Origin of the sequence: Flavobacterium galactosi, assembly GCF_048158585.1 — a bacterium.
Lineage (GTDB): Bacteria > Bacteroidota > Bacteroidia > Flavobacteriales > Flavobacteriaceae > Flavobacterium > Flavobacterium galactosi.
The window spans coordinates 119657-143903 of the sequence record NZ_JBLNKV010000004.1; the positions used below are offsets into that span (position 1 = coordinate 119657).

The 24247-nt window shown below is 34.5% G+C and carries 26 protein-coding genes and 1 pseudogene; 24 read left to right on the plus strand and 3 right to left on the minus strand.

Features of this window, described 5'->3' with window-relative positions:
- The first annotated feature begins 6 nt into the window (after positions 1–6).
- The 23 genes and pseudogenes from ACM55M_RS09610 to ACM55M_RS09720 all read left to right on the plus strand — a co-directional run bounded on the left by ACM55M_RS09610 (position 7) and on the right by ACM55M_RS09720 (position 19515).
- Positions 7–831 (plus strand): hypothetical protein, encoded by an 825-nt coding sequence (locus tag ACM55M_RS09610; RefSeq protein ID WP_416857367.1) that lies wholly within the window; start codon positions 7–9, stop codon positions 829–831.
- Complete coding sequence (locus ACM55M_RS09615) at positions 818–1234, plus strand: sugar 3,4-ketoisomerase (RefSeq protein ID WP_416857368.1); 417 nt, start codon at positions 818–820, stop codon at positions 1232–1234. Before ACM55M_RS09610 ends, ACM55M_RS09615 begins: the two co-directional genes overlap by 14 nt.
- The gene (locus ACM55M_RS09620; protein WP_416857369.1) at positions 1218–1637 is read left to right on the plus strand and encodes a sugar 3,4-ketoisomerase; all 420 of its coding nucleotides are present in this window, start codon (positions 1218–1220) and stop codon (positions 1635–1637) included. Before ACM55M_RS09615 ends, ACM55M_RS09620 begins: the two co-directional genes overlap by 17 nt.
- Positions 1634–2176, plus strand: a complete 543-nt coding sequence (locus ACM55M_RS09625) for an acyltransferase (RefSeq protein ID WP_416857371.1) — start codon at positions 1634–1636, stop codon at positions 2174–2176. Before ACM55M_RS09620 ends, ACM55M_RS09625 begins: the two co-directional genes overlap by 4 nt.
- Positions 2173–3270 (plus strand): DegT/DnrJ/EryC1/StrS family aminotransferase, encoded by a 1098-nt coding sequence (locus ACM55M_RS09630; RefSeq protein WP_416857372.1) that lies wholly within the window; start codon positions 2173–2175, stop codon positions 3268–3270. The genes ACM55M_RS09625 and ACM55M_RS09630 overlap by 4 nt, the downstream gene beginning before the upstream one ends.
- A 5-nt stretch (positions 3271–3275) precedes the next feature.
- The gene (locus ACM55M_RS09635; RefSeq protein WP_416857373.1) at positions 3276–4523 is read left to right on the plus strand and encodes a glycosyltransferase family 4 protein; all 1248 of its coding nucleotides are present in this window, start codon (positions 3276–3278) and stop codon (positions 4521–4523) included.
- Positions 4524–4589: 66 nt separating this feature from the next.
- Positions 4590–4787 (plus strand): hypothetical protein, encoded by a 198-nt coding sequence (locus ACM55M_RS09640; protein ID WP_416857374.1) that lies wholly within the window; start codon positions 4590–4592, stop codon positions 4785–4787.
- A 22-nt stretch (positions 4788–4809) separates the two neighbouring features.
- The gene (locus ACM55M_RS09645) at positions 4810–5409 is read left to right on the plus strand and encodes an N-acetyltransferase (RefSeq protein WP_416857376.1); all 600 of its coding nucleotides are present in this window, start codon (positions 4810–4812) and stop codon (positions 5407–5409) included.
- A complete protein-coding gene (locus ACM55M_RS09650; RefSeq protein ID WP_416857377.1) occupies positions 5410–6654 on the plus strand; it encodes a DegT/DnrJ/EryC1/StrS family aminotransferase in 1245 nt (414 codons plus the stop codon). It begins immediately after the preceding gene.
- Between the two features lie 5 nt (positions 6655–6659).
- Positions 6660–7253, plus strand: coding sequence for a sugar transferase (locus ACM55M_RS09655; RefSeq protein WP_416857378.1), 594 nt, complete (start codon positions 6660–6662; stop codon positions 7251–7253).
- 27 nt (positions 7254–7280) lie between these two features.
- Positions 7281–8399 (plus strand): GDP-mannose 4,6-dehydratase, encoded by a 1119-nt coding sequence (gmd, locus tag ACM55M_RS09660; protein ID WP_416857380.1) that lies wholly within the window; start codon positions 7281–7283, stop codon positions 8397–8399.
- A 47-nt stretch (positions 8400–8446) separates the two neighbouring features.
- Entirely contained in the window at positions 8447–9382 is a 936-nt protein-coding gene (fcl, locus tag ACM55M_RS09665; RefSeq protein ID WP_416857778.1) for a GDP-L-fucose synthase, read from the plus strand.
- Between the two features lie 384 nt (positions 9383–9766).
- Complete coding sequence (locus ACM55M_RS09670; protein WP_416857780.1) at positions 9767–9835, plus strand: hypothetical protein; 69 nt, start codon at positions 9767–9769, stop codon at positions 9833–9835.
- A gap of 484 nt (positions 9836–10319) precedes the next feature.
- Entirely contained in the window at positions 10320–10466 is a 147-nt protein-coding gene (locus tag ACM55M_RS09675) for a hypothetical protein (RefSeq protein WP_416857381.1), read from the plus strand.
- Positions 10459–10716, plus strand: a pseudogene (locus ACM55M_RS09680) (AAA family ATPase); the annotation flags it as partial. The gene ACM55M_RS09675 and the pseudogene ACM55M_RS09680, both read left to right, overlap by 8 nt.
- Positions 10717–11389: 673 nt before the next feature.
- Complete coding sequence (gene rfbC / locus ACM55M_RS09685) at positions 11390–11941, plus strand: dTDP-4-dehydrorhamnose 3,5-epimerase (protein WP_416857383.1); 552 nt, start codon at positions 11390–11392, stop codon at positions 11939–11941.
- A gap of 1 nt (position 11942) precedes the next feature.
- The gene (rfbD, locus tag ACM55M_RS09690) at positions 11943–12791 is read left to right on the plus strand and encodes a dTDP-4-dehydrorhamnose reductase (RefSeq protein WP_416857384.1); all 849 of its coding nucleotides are present in this window, start codon (positions 11943–11945) and stop codon (positions 12789–12791) included.
- Between the two features lie 415 nt (positions 12792–13206).
- The gene (gene rfbB, locus ACM55M_RS09695) at positions 13207–14253 is read left to right on the plus strand and encodes a dTDP-glucose 4,6-dehydratase (protein ID WP_416857386.1); all 1047 of its coding nucleotides are present in this window, start codon (positions 13207–13209) and stop codon (positions 14251–14253) included.
- A 111-nt stretch (positions 14254–14364) separates the two neighbouring features.
- Positions 14365–15234, plus strand: a complete 870-nt coding sequence (gene rfbA, locus ACM55M_RS09700; protein WP_416857388.1) for a glucose-1-phosphate thymidylyltransferase RfbA — start codon at positions 14365–14367, stop codon at positions 15232–15234.
- Positions 15235–15287: 53 nt separating this feature from the next.
- Positions 15288–15830: an MraY family glycosyltransferase gene (locus ACM55M_RS09705; protein WP_416857389.1), complete on the plus strand. Its 543-nt coding sequence runs from the start codon at positions 15288–15290 to the stop codon at positions 15828–15830.
- A gap of 71 nt (positions 15831–15901) precedes the next feature.
- Positions 15902–16234 carry a hypothetical protein gene (locus ACM55M_RS09710; RefSeq protein ID WP_416857390.1) on the plus strand — a complete coding sequence of 111 codons (333 nt, stop codon included), beginning with the start codon at positions 15902–15904 and terminating at the stop codon, positions 16232–16234.
- A 17-nt stretch (positions 16235–16251) separates the two neighbouring features.
- Positions 16252–17391: a DegT/DnrJ/EryC1/StrS family aminotransferase gene (locus ACM55M_RS09715; protein ID WP_416857391.1), complete on the plus strand. Its 1140-nt coding sequence runs from the start codon at positions 16252–16254 to the stop codon at positions 17389–17391.
- A gap of 270 nt (positions 17392–17661) precedes the next feature.
- Entirely contained in the window at positions 17662–19515 is a 1854-nt protein-coding gene (locus tag ACM55M_RS09720; RefSeq protein ID WP_416857392.1) for a polysaccharide biosynthesis protein, read from the plus strand.
- Between the two features lie 191 nt (positions 19516–19706).
- Here ACM55M_RS09720 and ACM55M_RS09725 read toward each other — a convergent pair whose 3' ends face one another.
- Positions 19707–20447 (minus strand): tyrosine-protein phosphatase, encoded by a 741-nt coding sequence (locus ACM55M_RS09725; protein WP_416857393.1) that lies wholly within the window; start codon positions 20445–20447, stop codon positions 19707–19709.
- Positions 20448–20713: 266 nt separating this feature from the next.
- Here ACM55M_RS09725 and ACM55M_RS09730 point away from each other — a divergent pair, with 266 nt between their 5' ends.
- A complete protein-coding gene (locus tag ACM55M_RS09730) occupies positions 20714–21178 on the plus strand; it encodes a VOC family protein (RefSeq protein ID WP_416850199.1) in 465 nt (154 codons plus the stop codon).
- 98 nt (positions 21179–21276) lie between these two features.
- On the opposite strand, the gene ACM55M_RS09735 is transcribed toward ACM55M_RS09730, so the two are convergent.
- Together ACM55M_RS09735 and ACM55M_RS09740 are read right to left on the minus strand one after the other, a co-directional pair.
- Entirely contained in the window at positions 21277–23235 is a 1959-nt protein-coding gene (locus ACM55M_RS09735) for an aconitate hydratase (protein WP_416857395.1), read from the minus strand.
- Between the two features lie 156 nt (positions 23236–23391).
- Positions 23392–24150, minus strand: coding sequence for a hypothetical protein (locus ACM55M_RS09740; protein ID WP_416857396.1), 759 nt, complete (start codon positions 24148–24150; stop codon positions 23392–23394).
- Positions 24151–24247 lie beyond the last annotated feature (97 nt).

Consider the following 24247-nt stretch of genomic DNA (forward strand, 5'->3'; position numbering starts at 1 on the left):
TTTGTTATGAATAAATCGACTGCTCTTATAGTTCTCACATGTGATAGTTACTCGGATTTATGGCCGATGTTTATACATTTTTCTGATAAATATTGGCCGGATTGTCCATATGATAAATACTTCGTAACAAATAATAAATCAATACCCACATCATCTTTTGAATTTATAAAGATAGGTAAGGATGATAGTTGGTCTGATGGATTATTAAAAGCAATTGCAATACTAAAAACTAAATATGATTATCTTTTTATAACTCTTGAGGATAGTCCAATTATTGAAAAGGTTGATCAAATGAAATTAGATTCAATTACTGAATCTTTTTTTGCAGTAGATGGAAATTTTATTTCCCTTTTTACTCAAGCTAATATGGGAAGGCCAACTAGTAAATTTAATAACTTTTTTGGGATAATTGATAAAGGATCTTTGTATCGTCCTACCTGTGTTTATTCGTTATGGAAAATTTCAGTCTTGGAGGATTTACTGGTTAGAGAAGAGAATGCCTGGGAATTTGAAAGGTTTGGATCAGTAAGAAGTGATAAATATGATGGATTTTACATGGCATACAAGAATTTCTTTAAGATGTCTAACACCGTAATTAAAGGGAAATGGCAAAAATCAGAATATAGGAAAATTGTTAATTTGGGTTACTTGCCTGATGTTAAATCACGAAAAATGTTTAACACAAAAGAAGAGTTATTCAACAAACTGTATTCATTTGCTTTTAAGGCATTTATTTATTACTTACCGATTCCTTACAAATCAAGAAGGAAATTTGTTTTTTACTTAAAAGGATATAAAAACAAAAAAATGATAGTTCATGAAAATCGATAATGTCAAAATAGTTAATCTTCCTAAAATTTTAGATCCCCGAGGGAATTTAAGTTTTTTTGAAAATAGCAATCAAATTCCTTTTGATATAATAAGATCCTACTGGATTTATGACGTGCCTGGAGGAGAAGTGAGGGGAAGTCATGCTTTTAAAGAATCACATGAATTTATTATTGCGCTTTCTGGCAGTTTTGATGTTGTTTTGAATGATGGAGAAAATGAAGTGAAGTATAGTTTAAACCGATCCTATTATGGGTTATATGTGCCAAATTTGCTTTGGAGAAGCATAGAGAATTTTTCTACAAATTCATGCGCCTTAATTGTTTCATCAATACCATATGATGCTGTAGATTATATAAGAGATTTTGAAGAATTCAAAATAGTAAGAAATGAAGCTAAAAAATAACACCGTATTTGATTGTTCTGTAATAGATGTTTCTAAAGTTCATAATGAAGCGGGGAATATTACAGTGGCTGAAAATTTGAAAAATATTCCGTTTGAGGTGAAAAGAGTATATTATTTATATGATATACCTGGAGGAGAAGCAAGAGGAGGCCATGCACACTATGAATTGGAGCAATATATAATTGCTGCCAGTGGTAGTTTTAATGTAATTTTGTCCGATGGTCAAAATAGAAAAATTGTTACTTTAAACAGACCTAATTTTGCGCTTCACGTTGTGTCTGGTCTTTGGCGTGAACTTGATAATTTTTCTTCAGGTTCTGTTTGTTTGGTTTTGGCATCACTTAAATATGATGAATCTGACTACATTAGAGATTATAGGGAATTTTTAAAATTAAAAAAATGATACACCCATTATCTGATGTACATTCCAAAAATATTGGAGAAGATACTTTTGTTTGGCAGTTTTCAATAATTTTAAAGGGGGCAGTAATTGGCAAGAGATGTAATATCAATTGTTCTGTTTTAATTGAAAATAATGTTTTGATTGGAGATGATGTCACTATAAAACCAGGTGTGCAAATTTGGGATGGAGTAAGTATAGGTAATAAGGTAATGATAGGTCCAAATGTAACCTTCACAAATGACAGAATACCTATCTCTAAAAATAAGGAGTACAAAAATGAAAAGACAATAATAAATGAAGATGCATCAATTGGTGCTAATTCTACAATATTGTGTGGCATTGAAATAGGAACTAAATCACTAATAGGAGCTGGAAGTGTATTGACAAAAAGTACACAGCCTTATACTGTTTGGTATGGAAATCCTGCTATTCACAAAGGGTATATTACAGAAGATTCTATTTTGTTAGGGTTGGATTTAAAAGATAAAAATACAGGAGATCAATATTATATAGATAGTTATAAACCAGTAAAAAAATGATTAGTTTTTTAGATTTAAAAAAAATTAATGCTCAATATGAGCTAGAGTTAAAGAATGCAGCTATTAGGGTTATTGATTCAGGTTGGTACCTAATGGGAAAGGAATTGGAAACTTTTGAACAGAATTACAGTACTTTCTGCGGTACAAAATATTCATTAGGCGTTGCAAATGGCTTAGATGCCTTGCGGTTAATTTTCAAAGCATATATTGAGTTGGGAATAATGAAAGTAGGTGATGAGGTAATTGTTCCGGCAAATACCTATATCGCTTCTGTATTGGCAATATCAGACAATGGTTTAATTCCTGTATTTGTAGAGCCTAATAGAAACACCTATAATTTAAATTCTTCAAAAATTGAAATAGCTATTACTTCCAAAACAAAAGCGATCTTAACAGTCCATTTATATGGTCAAAATTCTATTGACGAGGAAATGCTGGCTATTTGTAAAAAGCATCATTTAAAATTAGTAGAGGACAGTGCCCAATCTCACGGTGCAAAATGGAATGGGAAAGTAATGGGGAGTATCGGAGATGCGGCCGGCCATAGTTTTTACCCGGGAAAAAACTTAGGCGCTTTGGGTGATGCAGGAGCGGTAACCACCAATGATGAAACATTAGCAAAGACTATTGAAGCATTGCGTAATTACGGTTCACTAAAAAAATATGAGAATATCTATCAGGGATTAAATTCCAGATTAGATGAAATTCAGGCTGCCTTTTTAAATGTGAAATTAAAGTACATTCAAAAGGACATTTTAGAAAGAAGACGTGTTGCAAATTATTATTTGGAAAACATAAAAAATCCTAAAGTCATTTTACCTGAAGTGCTTAATGGAGAGGGGCATGTTTGGCATTTATTTGTAATTCGCAGCAAAGATCGATCAGTTTTTCAAAAGTATATGGAAGATAACGGTGTTCAAACGATTATTCATTATCCAATTCCGCCACATAAACAAAAGTGTTATAAGGAAATGAATAGTATTTGTTTTGAATTGACAGAACAAATACATAATGAAGTAGTTTCACTACCAATAAGCCCAGTACTTACAGAAGCAGAGTTGTACAAAATTGTTAATTTGATTAATAGTTTTTAAACGAAATGAAAAAGAAAATTTGGCTAGTAAATCCAGTTGCAATGCCACCTAAATATGAAGTTCGTATTCAAACGTTAAAACGCGCACAATATTTAATAGAAGCAGGTCATGATGTCACCATTATTGGAGGAAGTTATCTACATAATACATCCATAAATTTAATTACTGACAACAATAAATTTTTAGAAGCTGAATATGAAGGAATAAAGTTTATACATATCAAAACGAATAATTATTCCGGGAATGGCATAATGCGTTTTTATAATTTAATTTTATTCAATTTTCGTCTTTTTTTCTTGTCTAAAAATTTTGCTAAACCAGATGTAATAGCCCAAATAGCTACGGTTCCTTTTGGTAATATTTTATATTATGTTGCTAAAAGATTTAAGGCTAAAAATATTGTTGATGTAGTAGATTTATGGCCGGAATCGTTTGTCTCATATGGCTTGATTTCAAAAAACAATCCTCTTACTAAATTTGCGTATTGGGCAGAAAAATGGTTATATGAACATGCCGATGAAATAGTTTTTTCAATGGAAGGAGGAAAAGACTATATCATAGAAAATGGTTGGGATATAGATTCTGGCGGGAAAATTGATCTTAATAAAGTTCATTATATCAATAATGGAGTTGATCTAGGTGATTTTAATAAAAATAAGAAGTTATATAAAATAGATGATCCTGATTTAGAAAATGATGCATTGTTTAAAGTTGTTTATTTGGGATCTATACGTTTAGCAAATAATATAAAATTATTAATTGATGCTGCTGAATTGTTAAAAGACCAAAAAAATATTAGGTTTTTGATATATGGAGATGGAGATGATCGGGCCTATTTAGAAGATTATTGTAAAATTAAACAATTATACAATGTTGTTTTTAAACAGAACTGGATTGAATTAAAGTATGTACCCTATGTATTGTCGAAAAGCTCACTTAATATATTGAATTACATGCCAAGTACAATAATGAAATATGGTGGAAGTCAAAGCAAGTCTTTTCAGTATATGGCCAGTGGCAAACCAATTTGCTCTAATATTAAGATGGGTTATTGCCCAATAACTAAATATAATCTTGGAATAGCTAAGGAGTTTAAATCTGCTAATGAATACGCCAATGCAATATTATCTTTTGCTGTGATGGGGTCGAATGAATATGAAACAATATGTAAAAACGCAAGAAAGGCAGCAGAAAATTACGATTATAAAAAGTTAACTATTGGTTTTAATAAATTATTGTTAAACATTAAGTAGGTTTACGATATCAGGCAGGAAATATTCTACCAGCTTATATGTTTTTCTAAATAGCCCGTTTTAGTAATGGCTGATCTTGACTGTGATTCAGAACTTGCGGTTTCAAATACAAAATGTGGTTGGGTAGGAGAATATGGAGATTCGAATTGGCGAATAAATAGTGTCAACAAGATTTTAGAATCCGAAGATGTAAAACTAAAAGAAATGGGGTTGTCGGTTTTTTTTATTATGTTAAAGAGAATTTTAGTAAATCGAATAACCTAAGTAAATTTGAATTATTATATTAATGATCACAATTAGAATTCTAAAATTAGAAGATGTCAAAAATATTGCTGTCTTACATCAGATGGCATTTGATAATTTTTTCTTGACATCGTTAGGGAATAATTTTTTAAATAAATTTTATAGCTCTATCATAAAAAGTAGTGAAGGTATTGCAATAGGTGCTTTTGATGAGAATGATGAAATAGTTGGCTTCGCAATAGGGGCTAAAATTAAAAAAGGATTTTATAAAGCACTATTAAAAAATAATTTTATTTCGCTTTCTTTGTGCGCAAGTAAAAGTTTGATAATCAGACCAACAAATATTAGTCGTTTAATAAAGACTTTTTTAACTAATGAGACATCAAATGATAACTTTCTAAGTTATGCGACTTTATTGTCGATTTGTGTTAGTCCAGAAAAGAAAGGACAAAAAATAGGGAAGTTTTTATTAGAAGCATTTGAAACAGAAATTATGGAATATAGTAGTGGAATAACATTAACAACCGATAGATTAAATAATGATTACGTGAACAATTTTTATATTTCAAATAATTACACTTTGGCGGATCAGTTCAATCAAGGTAAACGAGAGATGAATTTTTATATTAAAAAACTAAAATAAATGAATATACCATTTTCCCCACCTTTCATTGATGATGCTGTTATTAATGAAGTTGTCGATTCGTTAAAGTCCGGTTGGATTACCACGGGGCCAAAAGTAAAAGCATTAGAAGAAGAAATTAAAAAAATCTCTAAAGCTAGTGAAGTATTGTGTGTAAATTCTTGGACATCAGGAGCAATAATGATGTTGAAGTGGCTTGGAGTACAAGAAGGGGACGAAGTAATAGTACCAGCTTATACCTATAGCGCTACGGCTTTGGCAGTTATTCACGCTGGAGCAAAACCTATAATGGTGGATACTTGTGAAGATTTTAATATTTCTGTAGAGGCAATAAAAAATGCAATTACAAATAAAACAAAAGCCATTATCCCTGTCGATATTGCCGGTTTTCCTTGCAATTATGAAGAAATAATGAAATTAGTTAGCGATGAAAAAATTAAATCTTTGTTTATTGCTTCATCTGAAGTACAAAAAAAGATAGGAAGAATTTTAGTTATAAATGATGCAGCACATTCACTTGGAGCTTTATATAAACAAGGAGTTCCTACCGGAAGTGAAACAGATGTTGCCATTTTTTCGCTACATGCCGTGAAAAATGTAACTACTGCTGAAGGCGGTGCTATCTGTCTGAATTTGCCTGCCCCTTTTGATAATAAAGAATTATATACTTCTTTACGCCAAATGAGTTTGAATTGTCAGACAAAGGATGCTTTTTCGAAAAGTAAAGCCGGTGGTTGGCGATATGATATTATTGGTTTGGGTATGAAAATAAATATGGCAGATGTGAATGCTGCAATAGGTTTGGCACAAATGCGCCAATATCCCTTTTTACTTGCCGAGAGAAAAAGAATTTTTAATAGATATAATGGGGCCTTTAATCAATTATCATGGGCTATTGTTCCACCTTCGATATACAATGAAAAAGAAACTTCGTATCACTTATATGCATTAAGAATTAAAGATATTACAGAAATGCAGCGTGATGCTATCATAGATGAAATCGCCAAGAAAAGAGTTTCTGTAAATGTACATTTCATACCAATGCCTATGCTGACTTTCTTTAAGGACCTTGGGTATGATATTAGGGATTATCCTCAAGCATATAAAAATTACGCTTGCGAAATCTCATTGCCAATATATCCTCAGCTCACAGATGAAGAAGTTTCCTTTATAATTGATGTTGTTAAAGAGGCTTATGAGGTTGTAATTAATGTTGTTAAAGATGTTTTTGAAGCGTTAAATTAATCTTAATGACACGAGTTTTTGATATAATGTTTTCTTTTTTTGGTATTCTATTACTGTCTCCATTTTTTTTAATTGTTTATTTTCTCATAATTATAGAAAGTAAAGGAGGAGGTTTTTATAAGCAAAATAGAGTGGGAGTGTATGGGAAGGATTTTAAGTTGTATAAATTTCGTTCTATGGCTATCGACTCCGATAAAAAGGGATTGATAACTATTGGAGGGAACGATTCTCGTATTACCAAGATGGGATTTTTTATAAGGAAATATAAAATTGACGAACTTCCTCAATTATTTAATGTGTTTTTTGGAGAGATGAGTTTAGTAGGCCCACGTCCAGAAGTTCGAAAATATGTAAATCTATACAATGCAGAACAATTGGAAGTTTTGAGAGTTAGACCTGGAATTACAGATTATGCTTCCATTGAATATGCTAATGAAAATGAAATTTTAGGGTCTGTTTCGGATCCGGAAGAAATTTATGTTCAGGAGATTTTACCTGCCAAAATAAAATTGAATATGAAGTATATAAAAAATAAAAACTTGAAGGAATACTTGAAGATTATTTTTTTGACTTTTTCTAAAATTTTTAAAAAGAAATAATTTTTTACTTACAAAAAAATACAATAAATGAAAGTTGCACTTATAACTGGAATTACAGGACAAGATGGTTCGTACTTGGCAGAATTATTATTAGAAAAGGGATATATAGTTCATGGAATTAAAAGAAGGGCTTCTTCATTTAATACCCAAAGAATCGATCATATATATCGAGATTTGCATGAAGAAAATGTCAATTTTAAATTGCACTATGGGGATTTAACGGATTCTACTAATATTATTAGAATTATTCAAGAGGTGCAACCGGATGAAATCTATAACTTGGGAGCCATGAGCCATGTAATGGTGTCTTTTGATTCTCCTGAATATGTGGCTAATGTAGATGGTATTGGTACCCTTCGTATTTTGGAGGCTGTTCGTATTTTAGGTTTAGAAAAATCGACACGTATATATCAGGCTTCTACTTCGGAGTTGTATGGTGGTTTGGCTGAGAATAAAAATGAAAAAGGATTATATGATGAGCATTCTCCTTTTTATCCGCGTTCACCTTATGGAGCGGCTAAAATTTACGGTTTCTGGATTACAAAAAATTATAGAGAAGCTTATGGAATGTTTGCATGTAACGGAATTTTGTTTAATCACGAATCACCACGTAGGGGGGAAACATTCGTGACTCGTAAAATTACGATGGCAACTGCTGCCATAGCTCTAGGAGAACAAAATTGTTTGTATTTGGGTAACTTGGATGCACAACGTGATTGGGGGCATGCCAAAGATTATGTGGAAGCGATGTGGCGTATTTTACAGCAGGATGTGGCTGAAGATTATGTCATTGCTATGGGAGAAACTACCTATGTGCGTGATTTTGTTAGTATGTCGTTTGCAGAAGTAGGAATTGCCATCGAGTTTAGAGGCGAAGGTATAAATGAAAAAGGTTATGTTGCTTCTTGTAGTAATCCGGATTATCAAATTGAGTTAGGTAAACAGGTCATCGCTGTTGATCCCCAATATTTTCGTCCGTCCGAAGTAGATTTACTTATCGGAGACCCTACCAAATCTAAAACCAAATTAGGATGGGTACCAAAATATAATTTAAAAGGATTGGTGAAAGAAATGATGGCATCTGATCTTGAGTATGTTCAAAAACATAAGTTGCTTAAAGAAGTTCGTTTGACTTTTAAAAATTAATTGATATAAATTAAGGTGATTTATCCATGAAAGAAGAAAATAGAATCATGAATTTAAATGATAAAATATATATTGCAGGCCATCGAGGGATGGTGGGTTCTGCAATTTTGAGAGCTTTGCAAGCCCAAGGCTATAACAATTTTTTGTTGCGTACTTCTTCTGAATTGGATTTACGGAATCAAAAGGCTGTGACTGATTTTTTTTCTCAGGAAAAACCAGATTATGTATTTTTGGCGGCAGCGAAGGTTGGGGGGATCGTGGCTAACAATACTTATAGAGCGGATTTTATTTATGAGAATTTGATGATTCAGAACAATGTGATTCACCAGGCCTACGTAAATGGAGTTGCAAAATTAATGTTCCTTGGCTCTTCCTGTATTTATCCAAAGTTGGCACTGCAACCGCTGAAAGAAGAATATATACTTACTGGTGAATTAGAACCTACCAATGAACCATACGCTATAGCCAAAATTGCGGGTATCAAAATGTGTGATGCCTATCGGGATCAATATGGCTGTGATTTTATATCGGTGATGCCAACTAATTTATATGGGCCAAATGATAATTATGACCTTACTACTTCGCATGTGTTGCCAGCGATGTTACGCAAGTTTATTACAGCGAAACGTAATGGGGATACATCCGTAACTATTTGGGGAACCGGAAGTCCGAAGCGAGAATTTTTGCATGTCGATGACTTGGCGGAAGCCTGCTTGTTCTTAATGGAAAATTACAATGAAGCGGGATTGGTTAATATTGGAATCGGAGAGGATATTTCTATCTTGGATTTGGCTCTATCAGTAAAGAAAATAGTTGGCTTTGAAGGGGAAATTTTGACAGATACTACCAAACCAGACGGGACTCCCCGTAAATTGATGGATGTTTCTAAACTGAATGAATTAGGTTGGAAAGCAAAAATTACTTTGGAAGAGGGTATCCAAAAAGTATATGAAGAAATAAAGGATTGTGTCTGGTCCCTCTAAAAGGATTGTTGTTTTTTACCCCGTGGCATATAATTATTTAAAACGTCAGTTCGAAAATCATTTGAACTGAAAATTAAAAACACTGGTTATTAGCTGTGTTTAAGGATGGTAAATCAACTGTACTTGCTAAAACGGTTTAAAAGTTTTCGGATAATTTAGAAATAAAAAATTTGGATTGAATATCAATTTATACAGACAATCAGTCTTTCTTCAAACGTGGTATTCATAGATTGCATTTACAGATTAATTCTTTTGCGCAAGCTAAATTAGTACGGGTACTACAAGGATAAATTCTTGAAGTGGCGGTAAATTTATGTAAAAACTCATTTACTTACGGACAACATTTTAGTGTGGTTTTAAATGCAGACCATAAAAAAACAATTGATGGTGCCTCTTGGATTTGCACATGGTTTTTCTGTTTTGAGTGAAACCGCTTCGGTACTCTATAAGTAGATCAGTTGTGTCATAAGGAGAGCGAAAGTGGGATTCGTTATGATCATGAAACCTTAAATGTGATTGGGGAATGGATTTAGCGGATGCGATTGTGTCTGAAAGGATTTGATTTTACCTGATTTCACTACTTGTAACAATGAGTTTTAAGTAAGTTATGGTTATCGGTTAGAATTTGTATACTTGAATATGCAAATAAGGCCTGTATGTATACCCGAATATACAGTTTTGTTATTTTTTGTATAGTCCGATATAAAATAATTTTTTTGTCACATATAACGAACAATAATTGATCATTTTGTATTGTCTGATGAGCAAAAACAAGTATTTTTTATTGTAAACAAAATAACATGGAAGAGTTAGCTGAAAAATACCGTCTGAAATTAACTTATATTACCAAGGATTTCGTAAGAGTTTGGGGAGTGATATTAATTGGAACGCCAGATTAATAGGTATTAAAGGTGCTAGGGGAGTTGGGAAAACTACAATGCTCTTGCAACATATTAAATTGAGTCTCGCCAATGAGTTAGACAAGACCTTATATGTGTCCTTGGATTCCATTTGGTTTAGTAATCACACTTTGGTTGATTTAGCTGATGATTTTGTGAAAAAGGGGATGTCTTTTCTTAGATGAGTTGCATAAATATTCCAATTGGTCGCAAGAACTAAAAAATATCTATGATGATTACCCGATGTTAAAAGTCGTGTTTACAGGGTCTTTGTTGCTTGAGATATTGAATGCCAGGGCCGATTTGAGCCTTAGGGCGATTAATTATACCCTGCAAGGGCTTTCTTTTCAGGAGTATCTCAGCATAGAAACGAGGCAACATTTTGACTTTAGAGTCCATTTTGAAAAATCATTTAAAAGAATCCACTTTGATTAATGCTAAGGTAAAACCTTTGCAATATTTAATGCTAATCTCAAAGAGGGGTATTGTCCATTTTATAAAGAGGAATTAGATTTATATGTTCCTCGTTTGGAAGAAGTTATTAATATGATACTTGAAATTGAATTGCCTATATTACGCGGTCTAGATTTGGCTTATGTTCATAAAGTAAAGCAATTACTACTTAATTATTTCGGAATCAGTTTCTTTTGTGCCCAATGTGAGTAAATTGAGTGATAAAATTGGGATCGCCAGGGGGACTTTGCTTTTGTACTTTCATTGTTTGGCAGAAATCGTTCTGACTATAGGCTTGTTTTATCAGTAAATTGCAAAAACCTCTTAAAGTATATCTAGAAAATTCAAATTTATGTATGCTTTATCTCTTAGGGCAGTAAATACTGGAAATAGAAGAGAGACTTTTTTTGCTAATCAGCTAGGACATACCCATAAAATTATGTATTCCGACAGGGGGGTGATTTTTTTGTAGAAGAGCAATATGTTTTTGAAATTTACGGAAAAGATAAATCCAAAAAACAAATTGTGACTATCGAAAATTCCTATATCTCCGCAGAAGATATTGAGTATGATTTTCAAGATAAAATTCCATTGTGGTTGTTTGGTTTTCTGTATTAATTACAATTAAATGATTTAGAATAAATAAAATTACCATATGACCATTGAAAAAACAATTATAAATGATTTGGTAATCATTACCCCAACGGTTTTTGAAGACTCTAGAGGCTATTTTTTTGAAGCCTACAATCAAGCTAAGTTTCTAGAAAATGGAATTTCATATCCCTTTATACAAGACAATCAGTCTTTTTCCAAACGTGGTGTGATTCGGGGATTGCATTTGCAGATAAATCCTTTTGCGCAAGCCAAATTAGTGCGGGTGCTTGAAGGAGAAATTCTTGACGTGGCAGTCGATTTACGTAAAAATTCTGCAACTTATGGTCAGCATTTCAGTGTGGTTTTGAGTGTAGAAAATAAAAAACAATTGATGGTTCCCCACGGATTTGCCCATGGTTTTTCGGTTTTGAGCGAAACCGCTTCGGTACTATACAAAGTAGATCAATTGTATCATAAAGAGAGCGAAAGAGGGATTCGTTATGATGATCCTACTTTAGCCATTGATTGGCAGGTGAATCCTGAAAAAGTTATTGTTTCTGATAAGGATTTGATATTGCCTAACTTTGACCAAATTGATTGGACTTTTGAATAATATGAAAAAAATATTAGTAACCGGAGCCAGCGGGCAATTGGGTTCGGAATTAAAGGTATTGTCCAATAATTACCCCCAATTTGAATGGATTTTTGCGGATAGAACGCAAGTGTCCTTGGATAATTTGTCGGTTTTACAAAGTCAATTAGAAACGATTGATCCAGATTTTATTTTGAACTGTGGGGCCTATACTGCTGTAGATAAAGCAGAAACAGAACAAAAATTAGCGGATATTGTCAATCATTTAGCGGTTACCATTATAGCCCAATATGCCAAAGATAATTCTGCGAAATTAATCCATATTTCTACCGATTATGTTTTTGATGGAACTTCATCGATTGCATTGACCGAGGAAGCCATAACGCAACCTATTAATGTGTATGGAGCAACCAAAAGAGCGGGAGAGTTGGCTTGTTTAGAAGTCAATTCCGATGGAATTATCATTAGAACATCATGGGTGTACAGCAGATTTGGAACTAATTTTGTAAAAACCATGCAGCGTTTGTTACAAGAACGGGATAGTATTGGCGTAGTAAATGATCAGGTTGGTTCTCCAACTTATGCGGCCGATTTAGCTCAGGTAATGATGGACATCGTAACCGCACAAGAGTGGATTCCAGGGATCTATAATTATTCGAATGAGAGTGAAATCAGTTGGTATGAATTTGTTTTGGCTATCCAGGAAATAGGAGGATATATTTGTGAAGTCAACGGTATTCCCTCATCGGCTTATCCTACACCTGCAAAGCGTCCAGCTTTTTCTTTATTGGATAAAAGCAAGATAAAAGAAGTTTTTAGTATTAATGTTCCGCATTATAAAGATAGTTTGAGAAGGTGTATGAGGTTGTGAGTCCCGAGGGCTATCGTTATTAGTGTTGCGATTATGAGCGGTTAATGTAAAAAAGTTCTTTTTCTTTTGCCTTGATGCAAAAGAAACAAAAGATCATGCCTGAAAATTAAAAACTTAAAAACTACCTCAAAACTATGTTCCGCAGCCCGAGCCGTTCGCCTTTCGGTCTCATCTCGCGGACTGCTGCCACTTCATTTTTTCGTTGTTTTTGACGTTTTTAATTTAAGGGCGAGGTAAAGAGTAGTGAGAAGTGACTTTTGGAAATCGTATGTTTAATTTTCAGATAATAGTGTTCAGAGAGAGGGTATAATATTTTGTTTTAGGTTATACTGATTAACTTTGTGTCTCTTTAGCTATTGGGAATGTGTTTTCTTAGTGCCTTTGTGGTTAAATAAAAAAGATAAAATATATAGAAATGAAAAAAATATTAATTACCGGAGGTGCTGGTTTTATTGGATCTCATGTAGTACGTCTTTTTGTAAAGAAGTATCCACAGTATCAAATTTTTAATTTAGATGCACTTACGTATGCCGGGAATCTCGAAAATATTGTTGATATAGAAGCAGCGCCTAATTATACTTTTATCAAAGGGGACATCGTTGATGCGCCATTTATTGATCAATTATTTGCTGAACATCAATTTGATGGTGTTTTGCATTTAGCTGCGGAATCTCATGTGGATCGCTCTATAACGGATCCGTTATGTTTTGTAAAAACAAATGTTATCGGAACCATGAATTTATTGAATGCGGCTAAGGCTACTTGGCAAGGGGATTACGAGGGGAAACGTTTTTACCACATCAGTACTGATGAGGTTTACGGCAGTTTAGGTGCCGAAGGATTGTTTACAGAGACAACGGCCTATGACCCTAATTCTCCTTACTCGGCTTCAAAAGCCAGTTCAGACCATTTTGTTAGGGCTTATGGAGAAACCTATGGCTTGCCTTATGTGTTGACCAATTGTTCCAATAATTACGGGCCATTTCATTTTCCTGAAAAATTGATTCCATTATTCATTAATAACATTATTCAAAATAAACCCTTACCTGTTTATGGAAATGGAAAGTACACCCGTGACTGGCTTTTTGTAGAAGATCATGCAGTAGCGATTGATTTGGTCTTCCATGAAGGTGTTAACCATGATACTTATAATATTGGCGGATTTAATGAATGGCAAAATATTGATTTGGTCAAATTGCTTTGCAAAATAATGGATGCCAAATTAGGAAGGGCGGCAGGAACGTCTGAACAATCGATTTCGTACGTGAAAGATCGTCCCGGACATGATTTACGCTATGCCATTGATGCCAGTAAGATTAATAAGGAGTTGGGGTGGAAGCCATCGGTTACTTTTGAGCAAGGGTTGGAAAGAACCGTAAATTGGTATTTGGAAAATCAAACTTGGCTGAATAATATTACCTCAGGGGAATATGCTACTTATTACGAAAAACAATACAATTAGTCGAAAGCCAAAAAATATGGAATCGCCATTAATAAAGAAGTTTGCGTAAGCAAATACCAATAAATATAAAGCTATACCATAAATGACCCATAAAAAATAAATTTAACATTTATGAAAGGAATAATATTAGCTGGGGGTTCTGGAACCCGTTTGCATCCGTTAACGCTTGCCATGAGCAAACAAATGATGCCAGTCTATGACAAACCGATGATTTATTATCCATTATCTACTTTGATGATGGCGGGAATCAATGAAATATTAATTATTTCCACGCCTCATGATTTACCTAATTTCAAGAAATTATTAGGAGATGGGAATGCAATAGGTTGTCAATTCAGTTATGCTGAACAAGCGATTCCTAATGGTTTGGCGCAAGCTTTTGTTATTGGAGAAGAATTCATAGGAAAAGACAGTGTGGCTTTGGTTTTAGGGGATAATATTTTCTTTGGTTCCAATATGGATGAATTGTTGCAGTCCAATCCCAATCCTGAAGGTGGAGTAGTATTTGCCTACCATGTTTCAGATCCGGAACGATACGGTGTTGTTGAATTTGATTCTAATTTTAAAGCGCTTTCCATAGAGGAGAAACCATTGGAACCGAAGTCAAATTATGCGGTACCCGGTTTGTATTTTTATGATAATTCAGTAGTGGAAATAGCCAAGAATATCAAGCCAAGTGCCCGTGGGGAATATGAAATTACTGACGTGAACAAAGTCTATTTAGAAAAAGGAGCTTTGAAAGTGGGGATTTTAAGCAGAGGAACCGCTTGGTTAGATACCGGAACTTTTAATAGCTTAATGCAAGCGGGACAATTTGTTCAGGTTATTGAAGAGCGTCAAGGATTGAAAGTAGGTTGCATCGAAGAAATTGCCTGGAGACAGGGATTTATTACGGAACAACAACTACAAGAATTGGCAGCCCCTTTGAAAAAGTCGGGCTATGGAGAATATCTTTTGGGATTGTTGAAGCACAAGTTGTAAGGTTTCAGATTTCAAACGGTATTTAAAGAATAGATTTTATATAGTTTTTAAATATGGTATATATTGCATTAATTATTTTATTGGTTGGTATTGAACTTATTTATTTTAAAATAGCGGATACCTACAATATCATTGACAAACCCAATAGTAGATCGTCGCATACTTCCATTACTTTAAGAGGTGGTGGGATTACTTTTCCAATAGCGATTAGTATCGCCTTTTTTTTGGGATATGTTTCTTGGGCAGTAACGCTTGCGGTAGTATTGGTTGCGGTAGTTAGTTTTATCGACGATATCAAGCCGTTATCCCAATTACCCCGATTTGTATCCCATTTCATCGCTGTTGGTTTGATTTTTTATGAGTTAAACTTGTTTTCAGAATCCATTTGGTTGCTTCCTATTGTTTTTGTATTGGTGATCGGTTGGGTAAACGCTTTCAATTTCATGGACGGCATTAACGGAATAACGGTTTTATACGCATTAACAGCCATCGTTAGTTTCTCTTTTTTACCAATAAACAAAGCCAGTTTGCCCTTGCTAATTACTATGGGATTGTCATGTTTGGCTTTTGGGTTATTTAATGTTCAAAAAAGCTAAAACCTTTGCAGGGGAAGTTGGCAGTATCAGTATGGCACTTTTTTTGGGCTATTTTATGATAAAAACCATTATTGATTCGGGTCAACTCGGGTATATTCTTTTCTGTTTATGGGATTGATGCTATTATCACCATCATCAATAGATTGCTTAAAAAAGAAAATATATTTCAGCCGCACCGTTCTCATTTGTACCAATATCTAGCCAATGAAATGGGTTATTCCCATGTTTTAGTTGCCTTTGTTTATGCAGGATTTCAATTGGCATTAAACGGATTCGTTATTTATATGGATACCAAAGGGTATTTAACCTTCTTCTTTATCGGTGGATTTTTAGTGCTACTGACCTTTATTTATTTACTAGTCCGAAAATTTGTTACTCATAAAATGGTTCTCAGAGTTTTGTAATTCGTTTTTTTTAGAAGATGCATAAAAATAAAATTTGGCTATCGGCTCCTCATATGGGAGGCAGCGAACTGAAATACATCCAAGAAGCATTTGATTCGAATTGGATTGCTCCAGTCGGTTCCAACATAGATTGTTTTGAACATGATTTAGAAAAGTATTTAGGTTCAGGACATGTTGCTGCTTTAAACTCTGGTACAGCAGCTATTCATTTGGGATTGATACTCTTGGGAGTTCAGGCCGGTGATGCCGTAATTTGTCAAAGCATAACTTTTTCAGCCTCAGCTAATCCTATCTTATATTTGGGGGCAACTCCTGTTTTTATTGACAGTGAACCAGAAACCTGGAATCTATGTCCCATTGCGCTTGAAGAAGCTATTGTAGACATGATGGGCAAAGGGAAGAAGCCAAAAGCGATAATAGCAGTTCATTTATATGGTGTTCCCTATAAAGTTGATGCCATAAGAGCGCTGGCCGATAAATATTCCATTCCCATTCTTGAAGATAGTGCCGAAGCTTTGGGAAGCAGTTATAAGGGGCAACCATGCGGTACTTTTGGTGATATTGGAATTTTTTCTTTTAATGGAAGTAAAATTATAACTACTTCTGGAGGAGGAGCGCTAGTGGCTCATTCGAAAAAACTAAAAGAAAAAGCTATTTTTTTGGCGACACAAGCCAGAGATGCTGCGCCACATTATCAGCATAGTGAAATAGGATACAATTATAGAATGAGTAATATCAGTGCGGGTATCGGACGGGGACAAATGGAAGTTTTAGACTATCATATTAGCTTGAGAAGAAACGTTCATGAATTTTATGTCGGATTATTTGCAGCTATCGAAGGTGTCACCGTTTTGAAAGTGCCCAATGCTACTTATTTTTCTAATTGTTGGTTGACTACCATTCTAATAAATCCTCTGGAAACCCATGGGATTACGAGAGAAACTTTAAGATTGGCATTGGAAGCAGAAAATATTGAATCCCGACCTTTGTGGAAACCCATGCACTTACAACCTGTTTTTTGCAACTATCCATATTATGGTAACCGTATTGCCGAAACCCTTTTCAATAATGGACTTTGTTTGCCTTCGGGCTCCAATATGACTCCTGAAGATTGTAATTGCATAAAATCCGTTATCTTAAAATTATTTAAAAAATAGAAAAAAAAGTAGTTATTTCTAAAAAAAAGATGAGATAAATTCAGTTTTGTTGTTTAATTGCTTTTAAAACTAAATTGGATTGGTTTGTGTCCTTTTATCCATTAATTAATTGTTATTTTTGTTTTAATAAAAATAGTAATCTTTAAAAATATTATTTTGAGTGAAACTAATAACTCAGGTTCATCACCTATAAGCTCTAATTTTTTTTCAAGAGAAAATTTAAAATTTAACATTCATAATTTGAGCTATCTGCCCAGATGGATCATTATCATGATAGATTTTTTGGTTTTAGTTTTGTCATTTTTTTTTACCCTTCTAATATTTAAAGGAACTGGACTGGAATATATTATTACACCGCATACCTTTCTATTCATAGGTTCCTTTTTTGCGGTTAATGTTTTCTTTTTTTGGTTATTCAGAACCTATTCCGGAATTATTCGCCACTCTTCTTATATTGATGCGGTTAAGCTTTTGTTTTCGCAAATGGCAGTACTTATTATATTTCTTTTTTTTAATTTTGGATATGAATTGCTGTATGGACAGAAAGCATTTTTAAATACTGCTTTTTTTATCAATATAGTACTTTCTTTTTGTGGATTGTTTTTATATCGGGTTATAATTAAACAAACTTTTGAGTTTTATTTTTCAGAGCAAGGGACAAATAAATTAATTAGAACCATTATTTATGGTACGGATGCCAATGCCATATCAGTTGCCAATGCTTTAAAATTTGAAACACCTTCCCGATTTAAAATTGTTGGATTTGTTGATAAAAACAACCAAAATGCCACCAAACGGATGTTAGATTTGCCCATATTGGTTAAAAAGAAAAAATTACCGCCATTAATGCGTTCCGTTAATGCGCAGGCAGTTATTATTGCCGATAAAAGTTTGTCAAAAGAAGAGCGATTAATCATTGTAGACCAATGTTTAGAATTCAATTATAGGGTATATACGGTACCATTGATTTCTGATTGGGAAAATCAAAAAGAGATTTCCCAAAAAGTAAAGAACATTCAAATTGAAGATTTACTGGAAAGAAAACCGATTGTATTGGACAGTAAATTGATTTCTAAGCAGCTTAAAGATAAAACCATACTGATTACCGGAGCCGCAGGATCTATTGGTAGCGAAATTGTTCGTCAAGTACTGTGTTTTAGTCCAAAAACAGTTGTTATTTTAGATCAGGCCGAAACGCCATTGCATCATCTTTGTTTAGAAATGGGAAATTTGGATTGTAATTCGAAGATTTATAACGTTATTGCCGATGTAAGAAATAAAGTCGCTATGGATAAGGTTTTTAAACGGTATCAGCCCCAAGTAGTTTTTCATGCTGCAGCCTATAAACATGTGCCCCTGATGGAAGAAAATCCTTCTCAGGCAATTCTTACTAATATAGAGGGGACCAAAAACATTGCCGATTTATCTTGCTTGTATAAGGTCAAAAAATTTGTCATGGTCTCTACTGATAAAGCAGTAAACCCAAGTAATGTAATGGGAGCCAGCAAAAGAATAGCCGAAAAATATGTCCAATCTTTGCAATTAAAAAATAAGAATGACGGTGAAAAAAATGCTACAAAATTTATTACCACCCGTTTTGGAAATGTTTTAGGTTCCAATGGTTCCGTAGTGCCTTTATTTACCAAACAAATTGCTAATGGAGGACCAGTTACAATCACACATCCTGATATCATTAGGTATTTCATGACCATACCGGAAGCCTGTCAATTGGTTTTGGAAGCAGGAGCCATGGGAAATGGTGGAGAAATTTATATTTTTGATATGGGAAAACCGGTTAAAATTATTGATTTGGCCAAAAAGATGATTAAGCTGGCTGGATTTATCCCGGATAAAGATATTAAAATACAAATTGTCGGATTAAGACCCGGAGAGAAATTATACGAAGAGTTGCTTAATGATACCTCAAAAACATTGCCTACTCATCATGAAAAAATCATGATTGCAGAAGAGATTCTAGATGAATTTGAAGACTTGAATGCTGATATTGAAGAGCTTATAGGAGTTGCCAATCACCATGAAAACGATCATATTGTAATGAAAATGAAAAAAATTGTTCCTGAGTTTAAAAGTATGAATTCCACTTTTCAATTATTAGACAAGTAACAATTGTTTTTAGAGTGTTATATAAAAAAGGTTGTAAAGAACACTATTCTTTACAACCTTTTTTCATTTAAGATCCATAAGAAGCCGTTAGTTTTTTTGGTTTGAGGTTCTCTATACCATTTTATGAAATCGATTTTCGTTTTACCCCATCCCTAAAGGGAGCTGAAAATCCAGAACTCATGTTTTAATATTTATTCAAACTTAAAAAACTGATTGTTGGCAATGGCTTCTTTCAGTGGAAGTATGTCTTTTAGTTTTACTTTTTCATTAAAAGATGAAATATGATTATTGTGATGCACATCAGAACCTACGTAATTGTACATTCCTTTTTGTAGTAATTGCTCTGCTATTTTAGTAATTTGGGTTCCATAATAACCAACAACCGATAATAAATTTAACTGAAACAAACAACCCGCCGTTTTTAGTTTTACATACTCATTTAAATTGTTATGGTAAAATAAGTAGCGTTCCGGATGTGCTAAAACCGGAATGTATCCTGCCACCTGCAAGTCAAATAATATGGAATACAACTGAATAGGAGCATTGATATAAGACATTTCTACTAATACATAATTGTCTTTCAATGTCAATAAATCGTGGGATTGAAAAAGTCTCGCAAACTGATCGTCCATCATGTACTCAGCGGCAGCCTTAAAGGGAACAGTAATAGCCTTTTTTCGTAGTTCTAATACCGTTGATTTAGCATTGGATTGAATTTGTTCCTGAGTATTGTCCCATACCTGTTGAATAATGTGCGGAGTAGTAATAAACTGCGAAACTCCAAATCCTTGAAGCGCTTTGGTCAGTCGTAACGTATCGTCAAAAGTTCTGGCACCATCATCAATACCAGGCAAAAGATGCGAGTGAATATCGATATGGTTGTCCGGAATTAGATCCTTAAGTGCAGGTTTTGATTTGAATAGTGAAAACATAACGTAAAGATAGAAAAAAGTAATCAGTTCTCAGTTTGCAGATTTCAGAGTAACTACTATGTAAACTGCTGTAAGCAGGTCTAACAAGATTTTGGATTTTCTACTTAATTTAAATGTTTTTTTGTACTTTTAAAGTCAATTATTAATCAGCGTTTTGTGCTTTAAAAATTGTTAAAATTTTGATTTTTAAATGATTATTAGTAATTGTATGCTAATGTCAAACAAACTTGAGCTGACAAAAATAGAATACTTAAAAATTAAAAAATATGGAAACATCATACGTTTACCCAGGAGCATACACATTGAATTCCTATATAACACTCAAAGGATGCAGTGAAGCAATTGACTTTTACAAAAAAGCATTTGGCGCAACAGAACGCGGCAGATTGCTTATGCCAAATGGGCTAATTGGTCACGCAGAAATAGTGATTGAAGGTTCTTTACTTATGATGGCCGATGAAAATATCGAATGGGGAAATAAAAGTCCTCAAACTATTGGAGGAAACCCGATGTCTTTTGGGTTGTATGTAAAAGATGCAGACGAAGTATTTCAGAAAGCGATTGATGCAGGTGCAACGATGGTAATGCCAATTGAAGACATGTTTTATGGAGACCGGGTTGGACATGTAATGGATCCATTTGGATATAAATGGATGATAACAACCCACAAAGAAGATATGAGTTTTGAGGAGATGCAAAAACGCTCCGATAAAATGTTTTCAGGACAATAGGACGAACTACAAATTGCGAGCAAGTTAAATTTGTTTTTTTGAAAGTTAAATCATTTTGTAGTTTGTGACATTCAGCATTAGGTTGGGTTCCATAGGAATTATAACAAATTCTTCTTATCCTTGACGTAATTTATTGCTCCCCCTTTTAAGATCAGTTCAATTTGTCTATCACTTATATTTAAGACGAGTGGAATTTCCATTTGTTTTCCGATAACTGTTGCATTCAAAACTTCCCTGTTTTTTATTGCGGACCTCAGTCCTTCTACTCGTAGGACATCACCTTGTTCCAGTTTGTCAAAATCATCTTTGTTTTTGAATTCGAAAGGAATAATACCAAAGTTAATCAGGTTCTGCCAACCGATTCGTGCATACGATTTTGAGATTGTACACAGTTGGCCTAAATATCTTGGGGCCAATGCCGCATGTTCTCTGCTGGATCCTTGTGCGTAATTTTCTCCCGCCACCACACAAAAACCTTTGTACTTGTTTTGGTTTTCTATTGCCCTATCGTAAAAATGTGGATCAATCACATAATAAGAATATTTGCTGATTTCTGGAATGTTGGAGCGCAGTGGCAATACATCTGCACCCGCTTTTAGTATTTCATCTGTAGAGATGTTGTCTCCCATTTTTAAAAGAATAGGGATTTCCATTTCGTCCGGAAGCTCGCCAAACTCAGGGAGAGTTTTAATATTAGGGCCTTTTATTAATTCAACCGATTTTCCATTAGGAGCCAGAAGCATTTGCTGATTGACTTTGATAGTTTCCGGTTCTTTCCATTTTGGATACCCAATATTGAATTGTTTCTCCAGATCTCTCGGATCCGTTATTTTTCCTGTAAGAGCAGCTGCGGCAGCTGTTTCCGGACTACAAAGATATACTTGATCATCAAGGGTTCCGGAACGTCCCGGAAAATTACGTGGCATCGTGCGGAGACTAATGCTATTGGTGGCAGGTGCCTGTCCCATACCAATACAACCCATACAACCTGATTGATGGATGCGGGCGCCGGCGGCAATCAAAGAAGCAAGCGCTCCCATTTCTGTCAGATTTTGTAATATCTGACGCGTGGAAGGGTTGACGTCAAAGGAAACATCCGGAGATGAAAATTGTCCCTTTACAATTTGGGAAACAATCCAAAAATCACGCAGTCCCGGATTGGCTGATGAACCCAATACGACCTGCGATACCGGTTTGCCACTGACTTCTCTTACCGGGACTACATTCCCCGGGCTACTGGGAATCGCTATTAAAGGTTCTAATTCCGATAAATTAATTTCTTCATTATGATCATACGCAGCTCCCTCATCTGCTTTTAATTCCATCCATTGGTCTTCCCGTCCTTCTTTTCGAAGAAATTCTTTTGTAATTTCATCAGAAGGAAATACGGAAGAAGTGGCACCCATTTCGGCACCCATATTGGCAATTACATGTCGATCCCAAGCACTCAGGTGTTGCAGTCCCGGACCATAATATTCTAAAATATATCCTCGTCCACCATTGACATTATACCGTCTTAACATTTCTAAAACTACATCTTTTGCACTGACCCAATCCGGTAATTTTCCTGTGAGTTTAATCCCCATTATTTTTGGCATCTTCACAAAATACGGTTCGCCGGCAGCCGCAAGGGCAACATCCAGCCCACCGGTACCAATGGCCAGCATTCCAATACCACCGCCTGCGCACGTATGACTGTCAGAACCCAATAGCGTACTGCCAGGTTTGCCAAATCGTTCCATATGTACGGCATGACTAATTCCGTTTCCCGGTCTGCTGAACCAATACCCAAAGTGTGCGGCAGCCGATTGTAGAAAAAGATGATCGTCCATATTTTTGTAATCGGTCTGCAGAAGATTATGATCGACATATTGAACAGCGACTTCCGCTTTGGCTCTTTCTAATTGAAAAGCTTCCAGTTCAAGCATAATTAAGGTTCCGGTAGCGTCCTGTTGCAGCACGTGGTCGATTTTTAATCCAATTTCGCTTCCCGGCTTCATTTCACCAGAAAGAAGATGACTGCTAATTAATTTTTGGCTGATGTTTAGATTGTCCATACCCCTTTTTTAGATTTATTTCAAACGATATAACTCCTTTATTGCAAGTGTTTTAAATTTTATTTGGAGCATATAAAGTTACTGATTTTTAACTTGAGTAAATTTTATTTATTCCTTTTATAACAAAGTTCAGCGATTGAAATTGGATTTTTTGGTTTAGGAAGTGTTATAGGCAATCAGGGTTGCAGTATTGTTTTTACGGTGCAGGAGCTTGAGTTTTTTTCGTTCTCGTTTTGCAAAACCTATAAATAGGAATGTGAGATGGAGTTGGCTTCCTATAGGTTTATCATTTGTTAGCGTTATGGTTTGTTTTTCGGATTCTTTATCCAATATGATTTCATGGCTATAACACGTATCGAAAGTGTCATTTTCGAAATCCCAATTGGCTGTGGCTGATGCCAAATGTACGTGAGAGGCTTCTTCAGGCCAGTCTAAATGTTCATTCGCTATGAAATCAGTCAGCGATATTGTCCGGCTGTCCGGATTGTATTGTTCCTTTATTTTAAGAACTTGATGCAGAGGTCTTAGTTTGTTGCTTTCAAAAAATAATAAGTATTCCTTGCCGTCACTGGTTTTTAGTCCTTCTGTCAGTGTTCTTTTTCCCTGTGGTTGGGTTGTGTCTTCCTGGAGAATTTCGAAAAGAAGTTTGTTTGCCCTGCCTGCAACGCTTCCGTCTTTTGCCAGTGTATTGAAACGAACCGCCAGTTGGCGAAACAGTGCTGATTTTTTTGCACACTGTCCGAACTCTTGTCCCTGATTTCGTATTCTGTCGAAAACAGGATTGTTTTTAAATTCTTTGGATGTTACTCCTGTTTTTCCTTTTGCCCGTGCATAATTGTTTCCGTCTGCTGTCACTACAAAGTTAATCTCCTCTATGGTTCCTTTGATTAGGAAGGGTGCTATTATTTTTGCCATGTTTTTTCCTTGTCTGTTATATCCCCTTTGACTGCATTAGTATGGTTTATTTCTATTTATCTGCATAAGGAGGATTTATGGTTATTTTGGATAAATG

Bases quoted from the DNA above. Each gene is read 5' to 3' on its own strand.
- ACM55M_RS09610 (WP_416857367.1), top strand. From the start codon at position 7: ATGAATAAATCGACTGCTCTTATAGTTCTCACATGTGATAGTTACTCG.
- ACM55M_RS09615 (WP_416857368.1), top strand. From the start codon at position 818: ATGAAAATCGATAATGTCAAAATAGTTAATCTTCCTAAAATTTTAGAT.
- ACM55M_RS09620 (WP_416857369.1), top strand. From the start codon at position 1,218: ATGAAGCTAAAAAATAACACCGTATTTGATTGTTCTGTAATAGATGTT.
- ACM55M_RS09625 (WP_416857371.1), top strand. From the start codon at position 1,634: ATGATACACCCATTATCTGATGTACATTCCAAAAATATTGGAGAAGAT.
- ACM55M_RS09630 (WP_416857372.1), top strand. From the start codon at position 2,173: ATGATTAGTTTTTTAGATTTAAAAAAAATTAATGCTCAATATGAGCTA.
- ACM55M_RS09635 (WP_416857373.1), top strand. From the start codon at position 3,276: ATGAAAAAGAAAATTTGGCTAGTAAATCCAGTTGCAATGCCACCTAAA.
- ACM55M_RS09640 (WP_416857374.1), top strand. From the start codon at position 4,590: ATGGCTGATCTTGACTGTGATTCAGAACTTGCGGTTTCAAATACAAAA.
- ACM55M_RS09645 (WP_416857376.1), top strand. From the start codon at position 4,810: ATGATCACAATTAGAATTCTAAAATTAGAAGATGTCAAAAATATTGCT.
- ACM55M_RS09650 (WP_416857377.1), top strand. From the start codon at position 5,410: ATGAATATACCATTTTCCCCACCTTTCATTGATGATGCTGTTATTAAT.
- ACM55M_RS09655 (WP_416857378.1), top strand. From the start codon at position 6,660: ATGACACGAGTTTTTGATATAATGTTTTCTTTTTTTGGTATTCTATTA.
- gmd (WP_416857380.1), top strand. From the start codon at position 7,281: ATGAAAGTTGCACTTATAACTGGAATTACAGGACAAGATGGTTCGTAC.
- fcl (WP_416857778.1), top strand. From the start codon at position 8,447: ATGAATTTAAATGATAAAATATATATTGCAGGCCATCGAGGGATGGTG.
- ACM55M_RS09675 (WP_416857381.1), top strand. From the start codon at position 10,320: ATGCTCTTGCAACATATTAAATTGAGTCTCGCCAATGAGTTAGACAAG.
- rfbC (WP_416857383.1), top strand. From the start codon at position 11,390: ATGACCATTGAAAAAACAATTATAAATGATTTGGTAATCATTACCCCA.
- rfbD (WP_416857384.1), top strand. From the start codon at position 11,943: ATGAAAAAAATATTAGTAACCGGAGCCAGCGGGCAATTGGGTTCGGAA.
- rfbB (WP_416857386.1), top strand. From the start codon at position 13,207: ATGAAAAAAATATTAATTACCGGAGGTGCTGGTTTTATTGGATCTCAT.
- rfbA (WP_416857388.1), top strand. From the start codon at position 14,365: ATGAAAGGAATAATATTAGCTGGGGGTTCTGGAACCCGTTTGCATCCG.
- ACM55M_RS09705 (WP_416857389.1), top strand. From the start codon at position 15,288: ATGGTATATATTGCATTAATTATTTTATTGGTTGGTATTGAACTTATT.
- ACM55M_RS09715 (WP_416857391.1), top strand. From the start codon at position 16,252: ATGCATAAAAATAAAATTTGGCTATCGGCTCCTCATATGGGAGGCAGC.
- ACM55M_RS09720 (WP_416857392.1), top strand. From the start codon at position 17,662: ATGATAGATTTTTTGGTTTTAGTTTTGTCATTTTTTTTTACCCTTCTA.
- ACM55M_RS09725 (WP_416857393.1), bottom strand. From the start codon at position 20,447: ATGTTTTCACTATTCAAATCAAAACCTGCACTTAAGGATCTAATTCCG.
- ACM55M_RS09730 (WP_416850199.1), top strand. From the start codon at position 20,714: ATGGAAACATCATACGTTTACCCAGGAGCATACACATTGAATTCCTAT.
- ACM55M_RS09735 (WP_416857395.1), bottom strand. From the start codon at position 23,235: ATGGACAATCTAAACATCAGCCAAAAATTAATTAGCAGTCATCTTCTT.
- ACM55M_RS09740 (WP_416857396.1), bottom strand. From the start codon at position 24,150: ATGGCAAAAATAATAGCACCCTTCCTAATCAAAGGAACCATAGAGGAG.